We start from the raw sequence: 17747 nt of genomic DNA, 5'->3' as shown, positions 1-17747 counted from the left end.
GGATGGCAAGCGAGAACCTCGACCAGGCCGCCATCATTGCTGCCGCACGCGCGCTGGAAGCCGGCGCGCTGGTCGCCTTCCCGACCGAGACCGTGTACGGCCTCGGCGCGGATGCCGAGAGCCCGGCCGCGGTCGCGGCCATCTACGCCGCCAAGGGCCGTCCGCAGGACCACCCGGTGATCGTGCACCTGGCGCCGGATGCGCCGCTCGACTACTGGGCCATCGATATCCCGGTCGAGGCCCATGCGCTGGCCGAGGCCTTCTGGCCCGGCCCGCTGACCATGATCCTCAAGCGCGCACCGAACATCCCGGACGCCGTCAGCGGCGGCCAGGACACGGTCGGCCTGCGCTGCCCCTCGCACCCGGTGGCGATCGCGCTGCTGCGCGCCTTCAAGGGCGGCAAAGGCGGCGTGGCTGCTCCTTCCGCCAACAAGTTCGGCGCGGTCAGCCCGACCCTGGCCCAGCACGTGCGCGACGAATTCGGCCAGGACGGCACGGTGGCCATGGTGCTGGACGGCGGCGCCTCGCAGGTCGGCATCGAGTCGACCATCGTCGACCTGTCGCGCCTGGCCACGCATGGCCCGGTGCTGCTGCGCCCGGGCCACATCAGCCTTGATGCCATCGCCGCGGTGATCGACCGGGTCCCGGCGGCACCCGATGCCGCCGCCCCGCGCGCCTCGGGCACGCTCGAATCGCACTATGCGCCGCATACGCCGGTAGCGATGCAGGACAGCGCCACGCTGCACCAGACCCTGGCTGAACTGGCCGCTGCGGGGCGCAAGGTTGCGCTCATCCATTACTCGGATATGCCCAGCACGCATGCCGCGCTGCGCCTGCCGGCCACCCCGGACGGCTTCGCCCATGCGCTGTACGCCGCGCTGCGCGCGATGGACGGCCATGGGGCGGACGTGATCCTGGTCGAAGCGCCACCGCAGGGCGGGGCCTGGTTGGGCGTCAACGACCGCCTGCGCCGCGCCGCCCACGGCTCGACCGGCATTGTCCATGGCCTGCTGAATCAATCCACTCCGCATAGCCCGGCAGCTTAAGGGCCTCATCAGGCAGAACGCCCGTAGGTACGGGCGTTCTGCAAAACCACAGCCTTCAACAAGCGCTTCATGCCGGCTCGACGGCAGGGCTATCATCGGCCCCCGACGTGTTTGTCACTTGTCACTAAAAACGGACATCCAGGCAACCATTCCGTATACAAGGGAGTTCAACACTGGCATATTATTGTGAGACGAATAGCACGCCCGTTCGTTTCAGAATAATTCATATTAGGAGACACAATGCGTCAAACCAAACTCGCGCTCGCCCTGCTGACGGCAGCGGTGCTGGCGGCATGCGGCGGAACCAGCCCAAGTGGCGGCGACCAAACGCAGAAAGTCACTTTTACCCAGCAAGTCTCCTTCGGCGACAGCCTGTCCGACGTCGGCACGTATGCCGTGGGCGCGGTCAAGCAGGCTGGCGGCGGCAAGTTCACCATCAACGGCGATGGCACTGCCAAGAATCCTGAACTGAACGGCAAGATCTGGGTGGAATTTCTGGCAGCCGAGCTGAAACTGCCGGCGCCGTGCGCCGCCCAGACCGGCCTGCAGGGCAATGCGGCACAAGGCTTCTCGGTGCCGATCACGAACAACCTGAACTGCTTCAACTACGCCCAGGGCGGCTCGCGCGTGACCAACCCGATCGGCCCGGGCAATGCGGCCACCGGCTCGCCGATCGGCGAGATGACCGTGCCGCTGGTGACCCAGGTCGCCAACCACCTGTCCCGCAGCGGCAACAAGTTCAGCGGCACCGAGCTGGTCACCGTCCTGTCGGGCGGTAACGATGTGCTGATGGCCCTGAGCACCCTGCAGGCCCAGGCAAGCGCTGCCGGCAACACCGCCGGCCAACAAGCCTTCGCCACCTCGCTGACCGCCCAGCTGGCGGCCGGCGCCACCAATCCGCAGGCCGCCGCCCAGGCCATCGGCGCAGCGATCCTGACCGAGAGCGCACGCCAGGGCAGCACCACCCAGACCATCGTCGCGGCGGCAGTCGGCGCAGCTGCGATCCAGCCGGGCAATGCCGCCGTGGCCCAGGCGTCGGTGCATGGCCCGATGGTGACCAAGGCCCAGGCCGACGCCACCGCTGCCGGCAACAAGGCAGGCGCCGACTTCCTGACTGCCAATGGTCCGAAGCTGGTCCAGGAGCTGGGCACCGCCGGGGCGCAGATGGCGACCCTGGTGAAGAACGAGATCGTCGCCAAGGGCGCCAAGTACGTCATCGTCGCCAACCTGCCGGACGTGGCCAGCACCCCGGCAGCCAAGTCGAAGACCGCCGACATCCAGCAGCTGATCGCCGCCATGGTCAACGCCTTCAACACCCAGCTGAAGACCGGCCTGGGCGCCGACGACCCGCGTGTCCTGTACGTCGACCTCTACACCATCAGCAATGACCAGGTGAAGAACCCGGCGCCGTACGGTCTCACCAACACCACGACTCCGGCCTGCGGTCCAAACTCGTTGGGTACCACCTCTCTGATCTGCACGAACAGCAACACGGTGGCCGGCGACGTCAGCCGCTACATGTTCGCGGACGACATCCACCCGACGCCGTTCGAGAACAACCTGGTGGCGCGTTACGTCCTCAAGGAAATGGCCGTCAAGGGCTGGCTGTAAAACTGCTGCGAGGTCCGTCCGAAGGGCGGGCCTCAACAATAATCGGGAGAAAAAATGAAAGTACGTTTTGACAGTCTGGTCAAAGTGCTGGGTGTGGCGGCTGCGCTGGCCTGCGCCTCGACGGCATCGGCCCAATCGGCCGGCCAGCTCACCGCCAAGTTCGGCGTCGACCAGTTGACCCCGAAGGTCGAGAGCGGCGACATCAGCGCGCCGGCCCTGCCGGGCACCAAGGCGGACGTCGAAAAAGACACCCAGCCGGTACTGATCCTCGCTTACGGCCTGACCGACAACATCTCGCTCGAAACCGCCCTGGGCACGCCGTACAAGCACAAGATCTACGGTGCCGGCGCCATCGCCGGCACCGGCCAGCTCGGCACCGTCGAGGCGCTGCCGGCGACCCTGTTCGCGCAATACCGCTTCGGCGCACCGAACGCGCTGTTCCGTCCCTTCGTGGGCATCGGCGCGACCTACGCCTACTTCATGAAGGAGCGTGGTTCGGCCAGGATGACCGCGATCACCAACCCGGGCCGCGGCGTGCCGACCACCTTCAGCATCGACAACAAGTTCACTTATACCGCCCAGGTCGGCATGGCCTTCAACTTCCATGAGAGGTGGTTCGCCGATGTGACCGTCAACAAGGCCCGTTTGCGCACCGACGTGCACTTCTCGACCGGCCAGACCCAGCACATGAAACTGGATCCGGTGGCGGTGGTGCTGGCTGTCGGTTACAAGTTCTAAGCAGCGATTCGCGCTGCCCGAAGGCCCGCCGCGTGCGGGCCTGTTCGTTTTCAGCTTCGACGAGTCCGCATTTTCGTAGGGTGGTCGGCTTGTCCGACCGCGCGTTCAAACAGACGATGAGCAGCCGCTGTCTCTGTTCGCGCTGGAGCTGACATGAAAAAGCCCGCGCAAGCGCGGGCCAGCAAAGCCATCCTGGGCGTGGAAGCGTCAGAACTTGTAGCGCAGCCCCGCCAGGAACTCGCGGCCGGTCACGTTGTTCACCACCACGCTGTTGCGTGCGCGGCTGATGAACTGGTCGTTCGGCTCGTTGGTCAGGTTGACGCCTTCCAGCGTGAACTCGAGGCGCTCGTTCCACTTGTACGAGAGCGACACGTCCACGTTGAAGGTTTCGTTCTTGCCCTCGACGTCGTTGTTGTTCTGGCCCGGCACGCGGGTCAGGAAGGAGGAGCGCTTGGCGCCCGAGACGCGTGCGCTGAACTTGCCGTCGTCATAGTAGAAGGTCGCGTTCCAGGACTTCGGCGACAGGTTCAGCAGGTCGTCGACGATGCGCTCGTTGCTGGTCGGCGAAACCGCGTACTCGATCTTCGAGCTTACCTTGGTGTAGTTCAGCACCGTGCCGAAGTTGCGGCCCCAGCCCGGCAGGAAGGTGAACGGCTGCTGGTAGTTCAGTTCGAAGCCCTTCAGCTTGCCGCCATCGGTGTTGATCGGCGCCGTCACCTGGAACACCTCTTCGCCGTTGAAGTTCGCCGGCAGCAGCGACAGCGGCAGGCCGGTCTCGCGGAACGGCACGTTGGTGCGCAGCGACTGGATGTAGGTGTCGATGTTCTTCTGGAACAGGCCCAGGCCCACGAAGGCGTTCTTGCCGAAGTAGTACTCGAAGCTGGAATCGAAGGTCTTGGCGCGGAAGGGCTTGAGCAGCGGGTTGCCGGTGTTGATGGTCAGCGTGCCGGTGGTGGCGATGGCGCCCCCGGGCGACAGGAAGCCCAGCTGCGGACGGGTCATCACCTTGGCCGCGCCGAAGCGGACGATGAAGTCGCGGGTGAGGTTGGCGGCGATGTTCATCGAGGGCAGGGTGTCCTTGTACTCGTGGTTTACCTTGACCGCGGTACCGCCGCCGGCCGCCTGGTAGCCGATCGCTTCCAGCTCGGTCTTCACGTGGCGGACGCCGAAGTTGCCGCGCACCGGAATGTCCCACAGGTCGACCTTGAACTCGCCCATCAGGTAGAAGCCGTCGTCGCGCTCGGTGACGGTGCGGTTGTTGCCGCGCGCGTTGCCGTTGGTGATCGAGGACAGCGTGAAGTCGCCCGGACCGCCGGCAGGGCCGGCCTTGATGCAGTTGCAGTAGATGTCGTAGGCGGCGGCGATGGCGCGCAGGTTCGGGATCACCCAGCCGGTCGGGTTCCCGGCCGGCATGTCGAGGCCCTTGCCGAAGCCGCTCAGGGTGGTGCTCAGGCCGGTCGACCCCGCGGGCGGTGCGAAGATCGTGTCGTTCTGGTTCACGCGGCGGAACTCGTAGGTGTCCGACTCGTACTTCTTGCGGTTGATGCCGCCCTTGAAGGTCAGGTTGTCGCTGGCTTCCCAGGCCAGGTCGAACTGGCCGACGTCGTTGACGTTGGTGGCGCCCTGCGGACGGATGCGGATTTCGCTGGTGGTGGTGTTCGGGACGGTGTTTGGCTGGGTGCCGCTGGCGACGAGCGGCACGCCGATGATGCCGAGCGCACCGCCCGTTGCGTTCGGGTCGAACGGGTAGCTAACTGCCGGCAGGCGCTCGTTGTTGCGGAAGTCGATGGTGTAGCCGTTCACGTTCAGCGCATCCAGCGTGACGGTGGTTTGCACCGGGTTGCGGAACTTCGAGTTCGCGCGGCCGACCTTGGCGCTCATGCTCCAGGTGTCGCTGATCCTGTGTTCCAGCGTCAGGGTCGGCTGGCTGAAGGTGGTGTTCAGTTCGTCGAAGCGCGATTCCGAGCGGATGTCCACGCCGTTATAGCGGCCATACAGAAGCGCGCCGTTCGGCGCATATTGCGCCTCGACCACGCTCATCTGCGGCTTGCCGCCCTGGGTGGCGCTGCGGCTGAACGACATCGCCTGCAGGAAGTCTTCCTGGCGCGTCGCATCCAGCTTCGAGTACAGCATGTCGAAGGTGAGCAGGGTGCCGCGCTGCGGGCGCCACTGCACCGAGGCGGTCAGACCCAGGCGGTCCTGGTCGTGGGTCAGGCGGCCGTACCTGGGCAGGCGCGGGTGGAAGTTGCCGGCGCTGCTGGCGGTGTTGTAGGCGGCCACGTTGGCCGGGGTATTCGGCAGGCGCGCCACGCCTTGGGCCGCCGGGCCGCAGGTGGTGGCGGTGGAGTTGGCCGGGTTGTTGGCGACGCCTTGCGGCGCGCACCAGCCGCCCGACGAGGGGCCGTTATCCCAGCGTACCGTGCTGAAGCCTTCCTCCAGCACGCGGCGCTTGGAGAAGGCGCCCGAGACCAGCACGCCCAGCGTGCGGTCCATGAAGGTGTTCGACAGCATGAAGGCCACGCGCGGGTCGATCTTTTCCGAGCCGTCGTTGTACTTGCCCTTGGCCGCGATGGTGGCGTTGAAGCCCTTCAGGTCGAAGGGACGCAGGGTCTGCAGGTCGACGGTGGCGCCGAGCGAGCCTTCGTCGACGTCGGCCGAGGAACTCTTGCGCACGGTGAGGGAGCTGAACAGTTCCGAAGCGAACACGTTGAAGTCGAAGCCGCGGCCGCGGTTGGTGCCGCCCGAGCTGTCGGTGCCGCCGGTGGTGGCCAGGCCCTCGATGCCGTTGATCCGCACGCGCGTGAAGTCCTGGCCCAGGCCACGTACCGTGATGTTGCGGCCCTCGCCGGCGTCACGGTCGATCACCACGCCCGGCACGCGCTGCAGCGACTCGGCCAGGTTGGTGTCCGGGAACTTGCCCATGTCTTCCGCCTTGATGACGTCGACGATGCCGTTGTCCTGGCGCTTGGCGTTCAGCGCGCTCTCGAGCGAGGCGCGCAGGCCGGTCACCTGGACCGTCTGGACTTGCTGCGGCTGGGCGGCGGGGGCATCCTGGGCGAATGCAGCACCGATGGAAAGGGAGGATACGGAAGCAGTGCCGAGCAGGCACAGGGTGAGTTGACGTAAGGCGGCACGCTGCTTGTCTTTTTTCATGCTGTCTCCATGCGTTTATCCAGGCGAAGGCGCATCGAGGCGCCATCATCGCGCAGTGCTATATCTGGTCAGGCCAGTTTCTGGATTCTACGTCAATACTGACAGATGTGGTCAGGCCAATTCAAAAAAATCAATCGACTGGCCTGACCTGCCCTGGTTTAGGGATTGCTTGAAGACAGGGTCGTGTTGTAGAGCTTGCCGCCGATGGTGACCTTGTCGAGGGTGATGGCGGTGGCGTTGTGCAGGAACCACGGCTGGGCGCCGTTCTTCGGCGTGCCGAAGTCCGAGTCGCTGATGCGCACGCGCTGGATCGGCAGGATCGGCGTGCCCGCCGGGCCGTTGAAGCTGGAAGCCACGGGCCCCAGCAGCACGAAGGCCTGGAAGCACGAGAACTTGCCCGAGCCGGTGTCGACGTTACCGGCGCGCACGCCCCGGATGTCGATGTCCGACACCTGCGGCGGGCGAATACGCACTGCATCGTCGCCCGGCACGTAGTCGCAGTCGATGGTGATGATCGCACCCGCGGTCGAGGCCACCGGCTGCGTGATTTCCTTCGCCCCTGGCAGCGGCTTGTACATCATCGGTTCGATCCTGACGCCGTTCGGCAGGGTAACGTCGCGCACGTACAGGTGGCGCAGGAAGCCGCCCCGGTTCATGTTGGTCTTGAGGCGGATCGCCGTGTTCAGCGGCTTCTTGGCCCAATGCATGTTGCGGAACTCGAGCTGCTGCGCATAGACGTGCTCGATGCCGCCGGCCATTTCGCTGCCGAGGGTCACGCCGCCGTGGCCGCTGTTCATGATGCAGCGCTGGATCACGATGTTGCGCGTCGGCCCGAACTGGGTATCGAGGTTCTTGCCGGCCTTGATCGCAATGCAGTCGTCGCCGTTGTTGAAGGTGCACTCCTCGACCAGCACGCCGTCGCAGGCTTCCGGGTCGAAGCCGTCGCTGTTCGGTCCCAGGCTTTCCATGTTCACGCCGCGCATGTGCAGGTCGCGGCAGTTCACCGGGTGATGCAGCCAGAAGGGCGCCGCATTCACCTGGTAACCCTGCATCAGCACCTTGCTGCAGCCGATGAACTCGATCATGCAGGGACGCAGGAAGTGGCCGCGCCCGAACACGCGGCGCGCCACCGGCACACCTGCCTCGGACAGGGCCGGCAGGTAGCGCGAATCGGTCTGCCAGCCTTCGCCCTGGATCAGGGCGCGCTGTGCTTCGGGCAGGTTCGGCGCCACCTTTTCCAACGAGAGGTTGGCCGGATTCGGCGCGATCTCGGTGCGGGTGCGCGCTGGCAGGCCGCGGCCTTTCCAGTCCCACCAGCACTCGTCCGGCTTGTCCTCGAAAGGCACGCCGCCCTGGCCGTTCAGGATGCTGGTCCAGTCGGCGCCGGTGAGCGCGATATTGGTCTGGTTGTATGCATAGACCATTGGCGAATAGTTCAGGACGTCGTTGCCCTGCCAGCGCGACAGGGTCAGCTTGCCGTTCGGGCCGCAGTCGAATTCCCCGTGGCGCGCATAATGTTCCGGGTTGGCCGAGAAATGTACGCGGGCGCCCGCGGCCAGGTGCACGTGCACGTTCGAGCGCAGCACGATCGGGCCGGCGCAGTACCAGTCGCCGGCCGGGATCACGACCCGGCCGCCGCCCTTGGCGTGGCAGGCTGCAATCGCGGCCGTGATCGCCGGGTAGGCATCGGGCGAGCCGGCGGCCGGGGTGCGCAGGGTGCCGTTGACGAGTGAAGCGGTCTGGCCCTTGACCTCGACCATGGTGCAGGGTTTTGCGCCATAGGAGGTGATGGGGAAGTCTTCTTCGCGGAAGCGCAGCGGGGTGGCGAAACGCGCGATGATGTCGTTGGCGCGCTGCCACGGATCGGCAGGGGTCATGTTGGCGGACGGGATGGCGCAACCGGCTCCGCCCAGGAGCAGGCCGGCGGCAGGGACGGTGCGCAGTATAGCGCGACGGCGTGGTTGGAATTGCATCGTTACCTCACTGCTTGTTTGCTTGGGAAGGCGACAGGGTCACGCGCACCGGATTGCCGGCGCGCGCAGCGGTGTCCTGCGCCAGGCGCTGCCACTGGGCGAGCGTGGTGATTTCGCCGGCGCGGCTCCAGGCGCCGCCGGCGTAGTAGCGCAGCGGCTTGCCGGAAGTGGCCTTGGCCAGGATCAGCTCATTCAGGCTGTCCTGGGTGAAGCCTTCCGCGCCTGGCAGCACGACCGCGGTGCCGAAGGCGCCGTTGCTCTTCTGCTCGATCCACTGCAGCAGCACCGGGCCTTCGCGCTTGACCGTGATGACCGGGTCCTGGCCCTTGTCGCTCGGGTTCTTGTTCAGGCCCACCGCCACGGTAATCGGCTCGTTGCCCTCGTACTGGAAGGTGGAGTCGATGCGGTCCAGGTAATGGCCGGCGTCGACCGTGAAGCGCTTGACTTCGCTGACCTGCTTGCCGGCCGCATCCCAGGCGGCGTAGTGCAGCTCGAAGACCGCACGCACCGGACCGTTGGCCAGCACCTTCCACGAGGCGTAGTTCACGCTGGTGTACAGCTGCTTGCCGTCCCACACGCCGGTGCCGCCGGCGCCACGCGACTTGCCGACCTGGTACATGTCCATGCCCTCACCCTCGTCCTTGTGGTAGTGGTCATGGCCCTTGTTGTACCAGCGGTCGACGATCGGATACGGCACCCGCTTGAACCACAGGTCCAGGCCGCTCGTCACCAGCACTTCCTTGTTCATGCCGCTAGGGGACGGGGCGGCCAGGGCCGGGCCGTAGGTGCGGTGCGCCACCTTGTCGTTTTCCCAGGCGAAGTCGTCGAGGCGCTCCTGCACGTAGCGGGCATAGGCCTTCTGGGCGAACACCGGCGCCACCGTGTCGATCTTCTCGACGGTGAAGCTGGCGCTCTTCTCGCCTGGGGCGAAGCTGTGCTGGAACAGCAGCTCGCCATAGGCGATGCCCTTGTTCTCCGGATCCTTGGACAGCGGCGCCACGTTGGTCACCTGGTAGGGCAGCACGCGGCCCTTGGCATCCTTGACGGCGATCTTCTGGATCAGCGCGCCCGGCAGGGCGGCGTTCACGTCGCTCCACGGGATCGAGATGGTCTCGGACGGGCGTGCGATGGACAGGTCGTGCTGGACGGTCACCCCCAGTTTTTCGGCGGCGTAGGCGTTCAGCGATGCGGAAAGCAGAGCGGCTAGGATCAGTCGTTTCATGGGTTCGCTCGGTGATGGACGCATCATTGCTGATGCTTGTTGTAGTCGGTCTTGCCCCCTTTGGGCACGTAATGATACGTGCGAACCTTGTGCTGGATCTCGAAAGCCGGATTGTTCATCAGCTTGATGATCTCGGCGCCGGCCAACAGGGTCGGGCCGTAGCCATGCAGCGCGTGCACGCTGGTCGGGCGGTTGTAGTAATAAACCATGTCGCCGGCGAGCGTGGTGCCGACGCAGGTACCTTCCACTTCACCCTTGGCGGTGATGCGGGTCGACAGGCCGACCCAGCCAGCCTGCGCGATCGAGCCGTAGGTGGTCGGACTGACCCAGCCCTGGTTGACCGCGTGCGCGATCACGTAGGTGAACATGGCGCTGGCCGAAGTCTCCAGGTAGGAATCGTTCCGGTCGAGCATCTGGTGCCACAGGCCGGTGCCCGACTGCAGTTCGGCGATGCCCTTGATCGCGGCGCGCAGCTGGTTCAGCACCGGTTGGTAGCCCGGGTGGTCCTTCGGCAGCACGTCGAGCAGGTCGGACATGGCCAGCACCGCCCAGCCGTTGGCGCGCGCCCAATAGAAGCGCGGCGCGTCCGGGTGGTTGGCGTGCCAGCCGTGGGTGTACAGGCCGTTCTGCGGGTTGAACAGGCGCTTGCTCATGCCCATCACGTTGTTGACGGCGTCGTCGAAGTGCTTGCGGTCGCCCGTCAGGCGGCCCATCTCGGCCAGCAAGGGGATGCTCATGTACATGTCGTCGCCCCACAGCGACACTTCCTGCGGGCGCTTGCGCGCCATGGTGCCGTCTTCCAGGCGGAACTGCTTGTTGATCACCCAGTCGCTGCAGGTGTCGATCATGGGCTTGAGGTCCGGGCCGACCTTGGCCAGGCGCGCGCGGATCAGGGCGGCGCACATCGAGCCGGAGTCGTCCAGCGAGTGCGGGTCGAGGAAGCGGATGAAGCTGTTGGCCCGATCGAGGCGGAACTTCTGTTCTTGGGCGCGGAAGTAGGGAAGGGTCTGGGAGAAGAACTGGAAGTGGCGCTGGCTCATCGCCGTGAAGCCCTGGTCGCCGGTCGCTTCGGCCGCCTTCAGCAGACCCGAGTGGACCACGCCCATCTCATAGACCTGGATGCCGTAGTCGCCCTTGCTGGGTTCGACGATCGCGTCGGCGTTCGGGGTCTTCAGGTCGGTGATCTGGTCGCCGGTCTTCCTGTTGATGATGCGGGTCGGCGTGGCCTGGTCCATGTAGCCGCGGATCGCCTTGAGCTGGGCCGTGACTTCCGCCACCACTGGCTTTTTATACGGGACCGGGTAGGTGCCTTCGGAGTGGTCCAGCAGGTTCTTGTTGTCGGTATTGCGGTACTGGCCACCCTGGGCCAGGGCAGGACCGGAAGCGAGTGCACAGCCTAATACGGTGGCAAGCGAGGCTGCCAGAAGCGTGGTCTTCATATGTCTCCAGTGAGCGGATTTGTCTGACTTCGAGCGCCTGACAATCCCCCAGTGCTGCGTTGCATCGTCTCGCCGTACGTTCGTACTGTCTTCGACGATGCGCCTTGCCCCGGGGGCCGTCATGCACTCTTTATACGTCTAGCTACTTGTTGACTACTTTTTGGTCAGGCCATTCTAATTTGGTCCGACCAAAATCGCAAGGTGGACTAGCCACTGCCCAAAATTGTATGGCATACTGAAAAAGAACCTACCGACCAAGGCATCACACCATGAACACCCAAGTTCCGCGCACAATCCGCATGCAGGCCAGCGACAACGTCGCCATCGTCGTCAACGACGGCGGACTGCCCGCGGGCACCGTTTTCCCGGATGGCCTGACGCTCGTCGAAGGCGTCCCTCAGGGGCACAAAGTGTCGTTGGTGGACTTTGCCGAAGGCGATCCGGTCATCCGCTACGGCGTGACGATCGGTTATGCCAACAGCCCGATCCCGCGCGGCAGCTGGGTCTCGGAGCGCGTGCTGCGCATGCCGGCCGCCCGCTCGCTCGACGACCTGCCGATCGGCACGCGCGCGCGCCCGGTCGGCGAACCGCTCGAAGGCTATACCTTCGAGGGTTATCGCAACAAGGACGGTTCGGTCGGCACCCGCAACATCATGGCGATCACCAGTACCGTGCAGTGCGTCTCGGGCGTGATCGACTACGCGGTCAAGCGCATCAAGGAAGAGCTGCTGCCGCGCTACCCGAACGTCGAGGACGTGGTCGCGCTCGAGCACGTGTACGGCTGCGGCGTCGCCATCGACGCGCCGGGCGCCGACATCCCGATCAAGACCATCCGCAATCTCTCCAGAAATCCGAATTTCGGCGACCACGTCATGGTCGTCAGCCTGGGCTGCGAGAAGCTGCCGCCGGCGCGCCTGTTCCCGGCCGGCGCGATCCCGATCGGCAATGCCGAACCCTCGGTCGTGACCCTGCAGGACCAGCAGCACGTCGGTTTCATGTCGATGATCGATAACCTGATGCAGACTGCCGAGAAGCACCTGCAACTGCTGAACGCGCGCAAGCGCGAGACCTGCCCGGCGTCCGACCTGGTGGTCGGCGTGCAGTGCGGCGGCAGCGACGCCTTCTCGGGGGTGACCGCCAACCCGGCCGTCGGTTTCGCCACCGACCTGATCGTGCGCGCCGGTGGCGCCGTGATGTTCTCCGAGGTCACCGAAGTCCGCGACGGCATCGACCAGCTCACCGCGCGCGCCGCCACCCCGGAAATCGCCCAGGCGATGGTGCGCGAGATGCAGTGGTACGACGATTACCTGGTGCGCGGCGGCGTCGACCGCAGCGCCAACACCACGCCCGGCAACAAGAAGGGTGGATTGTCGAACATCGTGGAAAAGGCCATGGGCTCGATCGTCAAGTCGGGCACCACGGCGATCACCGGCGTACTGTCGCCGGGCGAGAAGCTGCAGCAGAAAGGCCTGATCTACGCCGCCACCCCGGCAAGCGACTTCATCTGCGGCACCCTGCAGATGGCCGCCGGCATGAACGTGCACATCTTCACCACCGGCCGCGGCACCCCCTACGGCCTGGCTGCGGTCCCGGTCATCAAGGTGGCCACCCGCACCGAGCTGGCGAACCGCTGGCACGACCTGATGGACGTGAATGCCGGACGCATCGCCAGCGGAGAAGCTACTATCGAGGACGTGGGCTGGGAGATGTTCCGCCTGATCCTCGACGTGGCCAGCGGGAAGAAGACCTGGGCCGAACACTGGAAACTGCACAATTCGCTGGCGCTGTTCAATCCTGCGCCGGTGACCTGAACGAATATTGCGTTGTTGTCGCTGCATGAATTTGCAGGGTGGGCGGGAGACCCGCCCACCCTACGAACAACATGAGTGGCGGTGATAGCGCCACAAGATCAAGGAGTTTTAGCATGACCGAAGCTGCAAAAGGCAAGCCCTTCAAACGCATCCTGCTGACCGGCGCCGCCGGTGGCCTCGGCAAGGTGCTGCGTGACCGTATCAAGCCCTGGGCCGAAGTCGTGCGCTTGTCCGACGTGGCCGACATGGGCGAAGCGCGCGAGGGCGAGGAAATCGTCCAGTGCGACCTGGCCGACAAGGAAGCGGTGCTCAAGCTGCTGGAAGGCGTGGACGCCGTGCTGCACTTCGGCGGCATCTCCACCGAGAAGCCTTTCGAGCCGATCATGCAGGCCAACATCCTCGGCGTGGCCAACCTCTACGAGGCCCTGCACAAGGCCGGCACCAAGCGCGTGATCTTCGCCAGCTCGAATCATGCGATCGGCTACCACCACGTCAACACCGTGCTGGATGCGAATTCGCCGACCCGCCCGGACAGCTACTACGGCCTGTCGAAGGTCTTCGGCGAGCAGATCGCGCGCTACTACTTCGACCGCTTCGGCATCGAGACGGTCTGCATCCGCATCGGCTCGAGCTTCCCGGAGCCGGCCAACAAGCGCATGATGAGCACCTGGTTCTCTTACGACGACCTGACCGAGATGCTGCGCTGCTCGCTGTTCGCGCCGCGCGTCGGCCACACCATCGTCTATGGCGTGTCGGACAACGACAGCGTGTGGTGGGACAACCGCCTGGCCTCGCACCTGGGCTACAAGCCGAAGGACAGCTCGTCGAAGTTCGCGCACCTGTTCCCGGACACCTCGGAGTTCCCGGCCAAGGACGACGTCACCACGATGTACCAGGGCGGCAAGTTCCTGCTCGACGGCCCGCAGTACTGACTCAGTTTCAACCTCGTGTCCACGACCGTGCTGGAACGCCTCACGCTGCGCAACGACCGCCTGCTGGCCGAAGTCGTTCCGCAGGTCGGCGGCGGGCTGGCACGGCTGGACTGGTTGAACGGCGACGGCGCACATCCCCTGCTGCGCGGCCTGCCCCCGGATGTCAACGACATGCCGCTGCCCGGGCAGCTGGCCTGTTTCCCCTTGCTGCCCTGGTCGAACCGGATGGCGCCCTCGGGTTTCGCCTTCGAAGGCAAGCGTCATGTGCCCGCGCCCAACCGGGCAGGCGAGCCTTGCCCGATCCACGGCGACGGCTGGCAGCAGCCCTGGCGCGTCGCCGCCCACTGCGATACTTCGCTCATCCTGAGTCTCGACCGCTGGGACGCGGAACCTTTCGCTTACACGGCCGAGCTGCACTACACCCTGGCCAGTGACGCCCTGGTCGTCGAACTCAGCGTGCGCAACGCGGGCCGCATCGCGCTGCCGTTCGGGATCGGCCTGCATCCGTGGATGCCCGATCCGCAGGGAGCGCGGCTGGAAGCCGGCGCCAACAGCGTCTGGATGGCCGGTCCAGACAAGCTGCCGGTCATGCGCCAGGACATTCCGGCGCACTGGCGCTTCGACCATCCCGCCCCCTTGCCGCACGACGGCGTCGACAACGCATTCGAGGGCTGGCATGGTGCCGCCCGCATCACTTGGCCGCAACGCGGCCTTGCGCTGGAGGTACAGGCCGACATGGATTACTTCATCCTCTACGTTCCATCGGGACGCGACTTCTTCTGCTTCGAGCCGGTGGATCACCCGATCAATGCGCACAACCTGCCGGGCTACCCGGGCCTGACGGTGCTGGCGCCGGGCGCCACGCTGCGCCGCCGCTGCGTGTTCCGCGGAGCGGCGCTGTGAAGCGCCCGCCCTTGCGTGGCCTGCTCGGCCTGCTGCCGGCACTGGCGGTGAGTGCAGCCTTCGCCCAGGCGCCGTACAACGCCGAGACCACCTACCGCAAGCTGATCCGCGATTATCCCGACATCCGCATCGCCAGCGCCGAGGCGCCGGCGCCGGTGCAGGTGCGCAAGGACCTCGTCTACGCGCAGCGTGGCGACCTGGCCCTGGGGCTCGACCTCTACCTGCCCGGCCCGACCGGCAAGCCGGCGCCGCTGGTGGTCCTGGTGCACGGCGGGGGCTGGGGCACGGGTGAACGCGCCAACATGGCGCCGCTGGCGGCCCGGCTTGCTGCGCGCGGCTACGCGGCCGCTACCGTCAGCTACCGCTTGTCCGGGCAGGCGCGCTACCCGGCGGCCATCGAGGACGTGAAGGACGCGGTGCGCTGGCTGCGCAAGGGGGCGGCCGGCTTCGGCATCGACCCCGCGAAGCTTGCCATTGCCGGCGGCTCGGCCGGCGGCCAGATCGCCTCCCTGGTCGGCATGCTCGAGCCGCAAGCGATCCGCGCCGTGGTGAACATCGATGGCCTGTCGGACTTCACCTCGGAAGAGGCGCGCAAGCACGAGGACGATCCAAGGAAGAACCCGTCCGCAGCGGGCGCCTGGTTCGGCGGCCGCTACGCCGAGAAGGAAGCGCTGTGGCGCGAGGCTTCGCCCATCAACCACGTCGGCAGGAGCAGCCCGCCCGTACTCTTCATTACCAGCAGCGTGCCGCGCTTCTCGGTGGGGCGCGAAGCGATGGCGGCCAAGCTGGCCTCGCATGGCATCCATTCGGATACCGTGGCGCTGGCCGGTACGCCGCATTCGTTCTGGTTGTTCGACCCCTGGGTATCGCCGACCGTCGACGCCATGGCGGGTTTCCTGGAGCGCGTGCTCGGCCCCGTGTCGCCACGCGCGCCCTGGTCGCCCGACCTCGGCGATGGCCGCTACCGCAACCCGATCCTGCACGCGGATTATTCGGACCCGGACGTCATCCGCGTCGGCGACACCTACTACATGGTGTCCTCGAGCTTCGCCAACGCGCCCGGCCTGCCGCTGCTGACCTCGAAGGACATGGTCAACTGGGAGCTGAAAGGCCATGCGCTGCCCCAGCTGGTCCCTAGCGCGCAGTTCGCGGCGCCCCAGCACGGCAAGGGCGTCTGGGCGCCTTGCCTGCGCTACCACGACGGCAAGTTCTGGCTCTTCTACCCGGACCCCGACAACGGCGTCTACGTCACCACCGCGAAAGACTTCAACGGTCCCTGGAGCACGCCGCACCTGCTCCTGCCGGGCAAGGGCATCATCGACCCGACGCCGTTGTGGGACGACGACGGCAAGGCTTACCTGATCCACGCCTGGGCCAAGAGCCGGGCCGGCTTCAACAACGTGCTTACGCTGCGCCGAATGGCCCCGGATGGGCGCAGCCTGCTGGACAGCGAGGGCAAGGTGGTCATCGACGGCGACAAGCTGCCCGGCTACCGCACGCTGGAAGGCCCGAAGCTGTACAAGGCGAACGGTTATTACTACGTGTTCGCGCCAGCTGGCGGTGTCGAGCATGGCTGGCAATCGGTGTTCCGCTCGCGCAGCATCGAAGGACCCTACGAGTCGCGCATCGTGATGGAGCAGGGCGCGACGAACATCAACGGACCGCACCAGGGCGCCTGGGTCAGGACGCCGCAAGGCGCCGACTGGTTCTTCCACTTCCAGGACAAGCGCGCCTACGGACGCGTGGTGCACCTGCAGCCGATGCGCTGGGAGGATGGCTGGCCGCTGATCGGCGAGCCCTCCGGCAAGCCGGGCGTGGGGCAGCCGGTGGTGGAGCACGCCAAGCCGGTTGCCGGCAGCTTCCTGCAACGTGTTCCCGCTACCAGCGACGAATTCGATGGCAAGGTGCTGGGCCCGCAGTGGCAATGGGCGGCCAACCCGGACGCGCGCTGGTATGCGCTCGATGCCCGTCCAGACCACCTGCGCCTGCTCGCGCAGCCCGATGTGCCGGTGCGGTCGCTGCCGTCGGTACTGACGCAGAAGTTCCCGGCGCCAGCCTTTGGCGTCACTGCAAAGGTGGAACTACAGGCACAGCGCGACGGCGACCAGGTCAGCCTCGGCACGATGGGCCTGGCCAGCCACTGGTTCGGCCTGCGCCGCGTCGAGGGCAGGCCGCGCATGGTGCAGGTGCGCTGCGCCCAAAACGGCAAGTGCAGCGAGGAGCTGGGCGAGGCACTGCCCGGCTTCGCGGCCCACCTGCGCATCCATGTGACGGCCGGGGCCCGGGTTGCCTTCTCGTACAGCGCGGATGGCCTGCGCTACACGCAAATGGGCGCGCCTTTCGATGCCACCATGGGCCGCTGGGTCGGCGCGCAGATCGGCCTGTTCGCTACCGGCGCGTCCGGCAGCTTCGCCGACATCGACTACCTGCGTATCACGCCTTGATGCCGATGCGGACTGCCGCGGCAGTCCGCATTCCGGTGATAGTATTGCCCGACTTCCGCTCTCGACGAAGGAGCCGTCATGGGCATCAACCCGCAGCATACCTACGTCCACCTTGCCGAGGACGGCAACGCGCGCAGCGTTCCAGGCGAGTCCTTCTGGCAGCTGCCGCCCGCCGAACTCGATGCTTTCGGCAAAGGCTGGCTGCTCAGCGAATTTGCATTTACGGAAGACTGGCCGACCTGGGAGATGCATCCGCAGGGCGATGAGTTCGTGTATCTGCTATCCGGCGCTGTCGAGTTGCTTCTCGACCGCGGCAGCGAGGTCGAGACGATCGTGCTGGAAGGCAGCGGCGCAGTCGTGGTTCCGCGTGGCGTCTGGCATACTGCCAAGCTGCGCCTGCCTAGCCGCATGCTGCACGTAACCCGCGGCGAAGGGACAGAGACGCGACCGGTTTAACCAGGATGCGCGCATCCTT

At 66.0% G+C, this 17747-nt stretch carries 12 protein-coding genes; 8 read left to right on the top strand and 4 right to left on the bottom strand.

The genetic code is table 11. The features are described 5' to 3' along the window. Positions 1 to 2 precede the first annotated feature (2 nt). The 3 genes from MA09_RS17665 (at position 3) to MA09_RS17655 (ending at position 3395) form a co-directional block, all read left to right on the top strand. Positions 3 to 1046 carry an L-threonylcarbamoyladenylate synthase gene (locus tag MA09_RS17665; RefSeq protein ID WP_036251366.1) on the top strand — a complete coding sequence of 348 codons (1044 nt, stop codon included), beginning with the start codon at positions 3 to 5 and terminating at the stop codon, positions 1044 to 1046. A gap of 240 nt (positions 1047 to 1286) precedes the next feature. Beyond that, positions 1287 to 2657: an SGNH/GDSL hydrolase family protein gene (locus tag MA09_RS17660; RefSeq protein ID WP_036251365.1), complete on the top strand. Its 1371-nt coding sequence runs from the start codon at positions 1287 to 1289 to the stop codon at positions 2655 to 2657. A gap of 54 nt (positions 2658 to 2711) precedes the next feature. Then, positions 2712 to 3395, top strand: a complete 684-nt coding sequence (locus MA09_RS17655; RefSeq protein WP_036251363.1) for an OmpW family protein — start codon at positions 2712 to 2714, stop codon at positions 3393 to 3395. 207 nt (positions 3396 to 3602) lie between these two features. On the opposite strand, the gene MA09_RS17650 is transcribed toward MA09_RS17655, so the two are convergent. The 4 genes from MA09_RS17650 to MA09_RS17635 all read right to left on the bottom strand — a co-directional run bounded on the left by MA09_RS17650 (position 3603) and on the right by MA09_RS17635 (position 11182). Further along, positions 3603 to 6548: a TonB-dependent receptor gene (locus MA09_RS17650; protein ID WP_051933558.1), complete on the bottom strand. Its 2946-nt coding sequence runs from the start codon at positions 6546 to 6548 to the stop codon at positions 3603 to 3605. A 158-nt stretch (positions 6549 to 6706) separates the two neighbouring features. After that, on the bottom strand, positions 6707 to 8521 hold the full coding sequence (locus tag MA09_RS17645) for a glycoside hydrolase family 28 protein (protein WP_036251360.1): 1815 nt from the start codon (positions 8519 to 8521) through the stop codon (positions 6707 to 6709). Positions 8522 to 8528: 7 nt separating this feature from the next. Continuing rightward, positions 8529 to 9743: a DUF4861 family protein gene (locus tag MA09_RS17640; protein WP_081897662.1), complete on the bottom strand. Its 1215-nt coding sequence runs from the start codon at positions 9741 to 9743 to the stop codon at positions 8529 to 8531. Between the two features lie 23 nt (positions 9744 to 9766). After that, entirely contained in the window at positions 9767 to 11182 is a 1416-nt protein-coding gene (locus MA09_RS17635; RefSeq protein ID WP_036251357.1) for a glycoside hydrolase family 105 protein, read from the bottom strand. 269 nt (positions 11183 to 11451) lie between these two features. Here MA09_RS17635 and garD point away from each other — a divergent pair, with 269 nt between their 5' ends. From garD to MA09_RS17610, 5 genes are all read left to right on the top strand, one after another. After that, positions 11452 to 12993 (top strand): galactarate dehydratase, encoded by a 1542-nt coding sequence (gene garD / locus MA09_RS17630; RefSeq protein ID WP_036251355.1) that lies wholly within the window; start codon positions 11452 to 11454, stop codon positions 12991 to 12993. Between the two features lie 113 nt (positions 12994 to 13106). Further along, entirely contained in the window at positions 13107 to 13925 is an 819-nt protein-coding gene (locus MA09_RS17625; protein WP_036251352.1) for an NAD(P)-dependent oxidoreductase, read from the top strand. A gap of 15 nt (positions 13926 to 13940) precedes the next feature. Next, positions 13941 to 14828 carry an aldose 1-epimerase gene (locus MA09_RS17620; protein ID WP_051933557.1) on the top strand — a complete coding sequence of 296 codons (888 nt, stop codon included), beginning with the start codon at positions 13941 to 13943 and terminating at the stop codon, positions 14826 to 14828. Then, a complete protein-coding gene (locus MA09_RS25080) occupies positions 14825 to 17272 on the top strand; it encodes a family 43 glycosylhydrolase (protein ID WP_161783236.1) in 2448 nt (815 codons plus the stop codon). Before MA09_RS17620 ends, MA09_RS25080 begins: the two co-directional genes overlap by 4 nt. Positions 17273 to 17350: 78 nt before the next feature. After that, positions 17351 to 17728 carry a cupin domain-containing protein gene (locus MA09_RS17610; protein WP_036251350.1) on the top strand — a complete coding sequence of 126 codons (378 nt, stop codon included), beginning with the start codon at positions 17351 to 17353 and terminating at the stop codon, positions 17726 to 17728. The last annotated feature ends 19 nt before the right edge of the window (positions 17729 to 17747 follow it).

The sequence above is a fragment of the Massilia sp. BSC265 genome (assembly GCF_000740675.1).
GTDB lineage: Bacteria > Pseudomonadota > Gammaproteobacteria > Burkholderiales > Burkholderiaceae_D > Telluria.
Note: the sequence above shows the minus strand (reverse complement) of the source record. Positions and strands in the feature narration are given on the sequence as shown.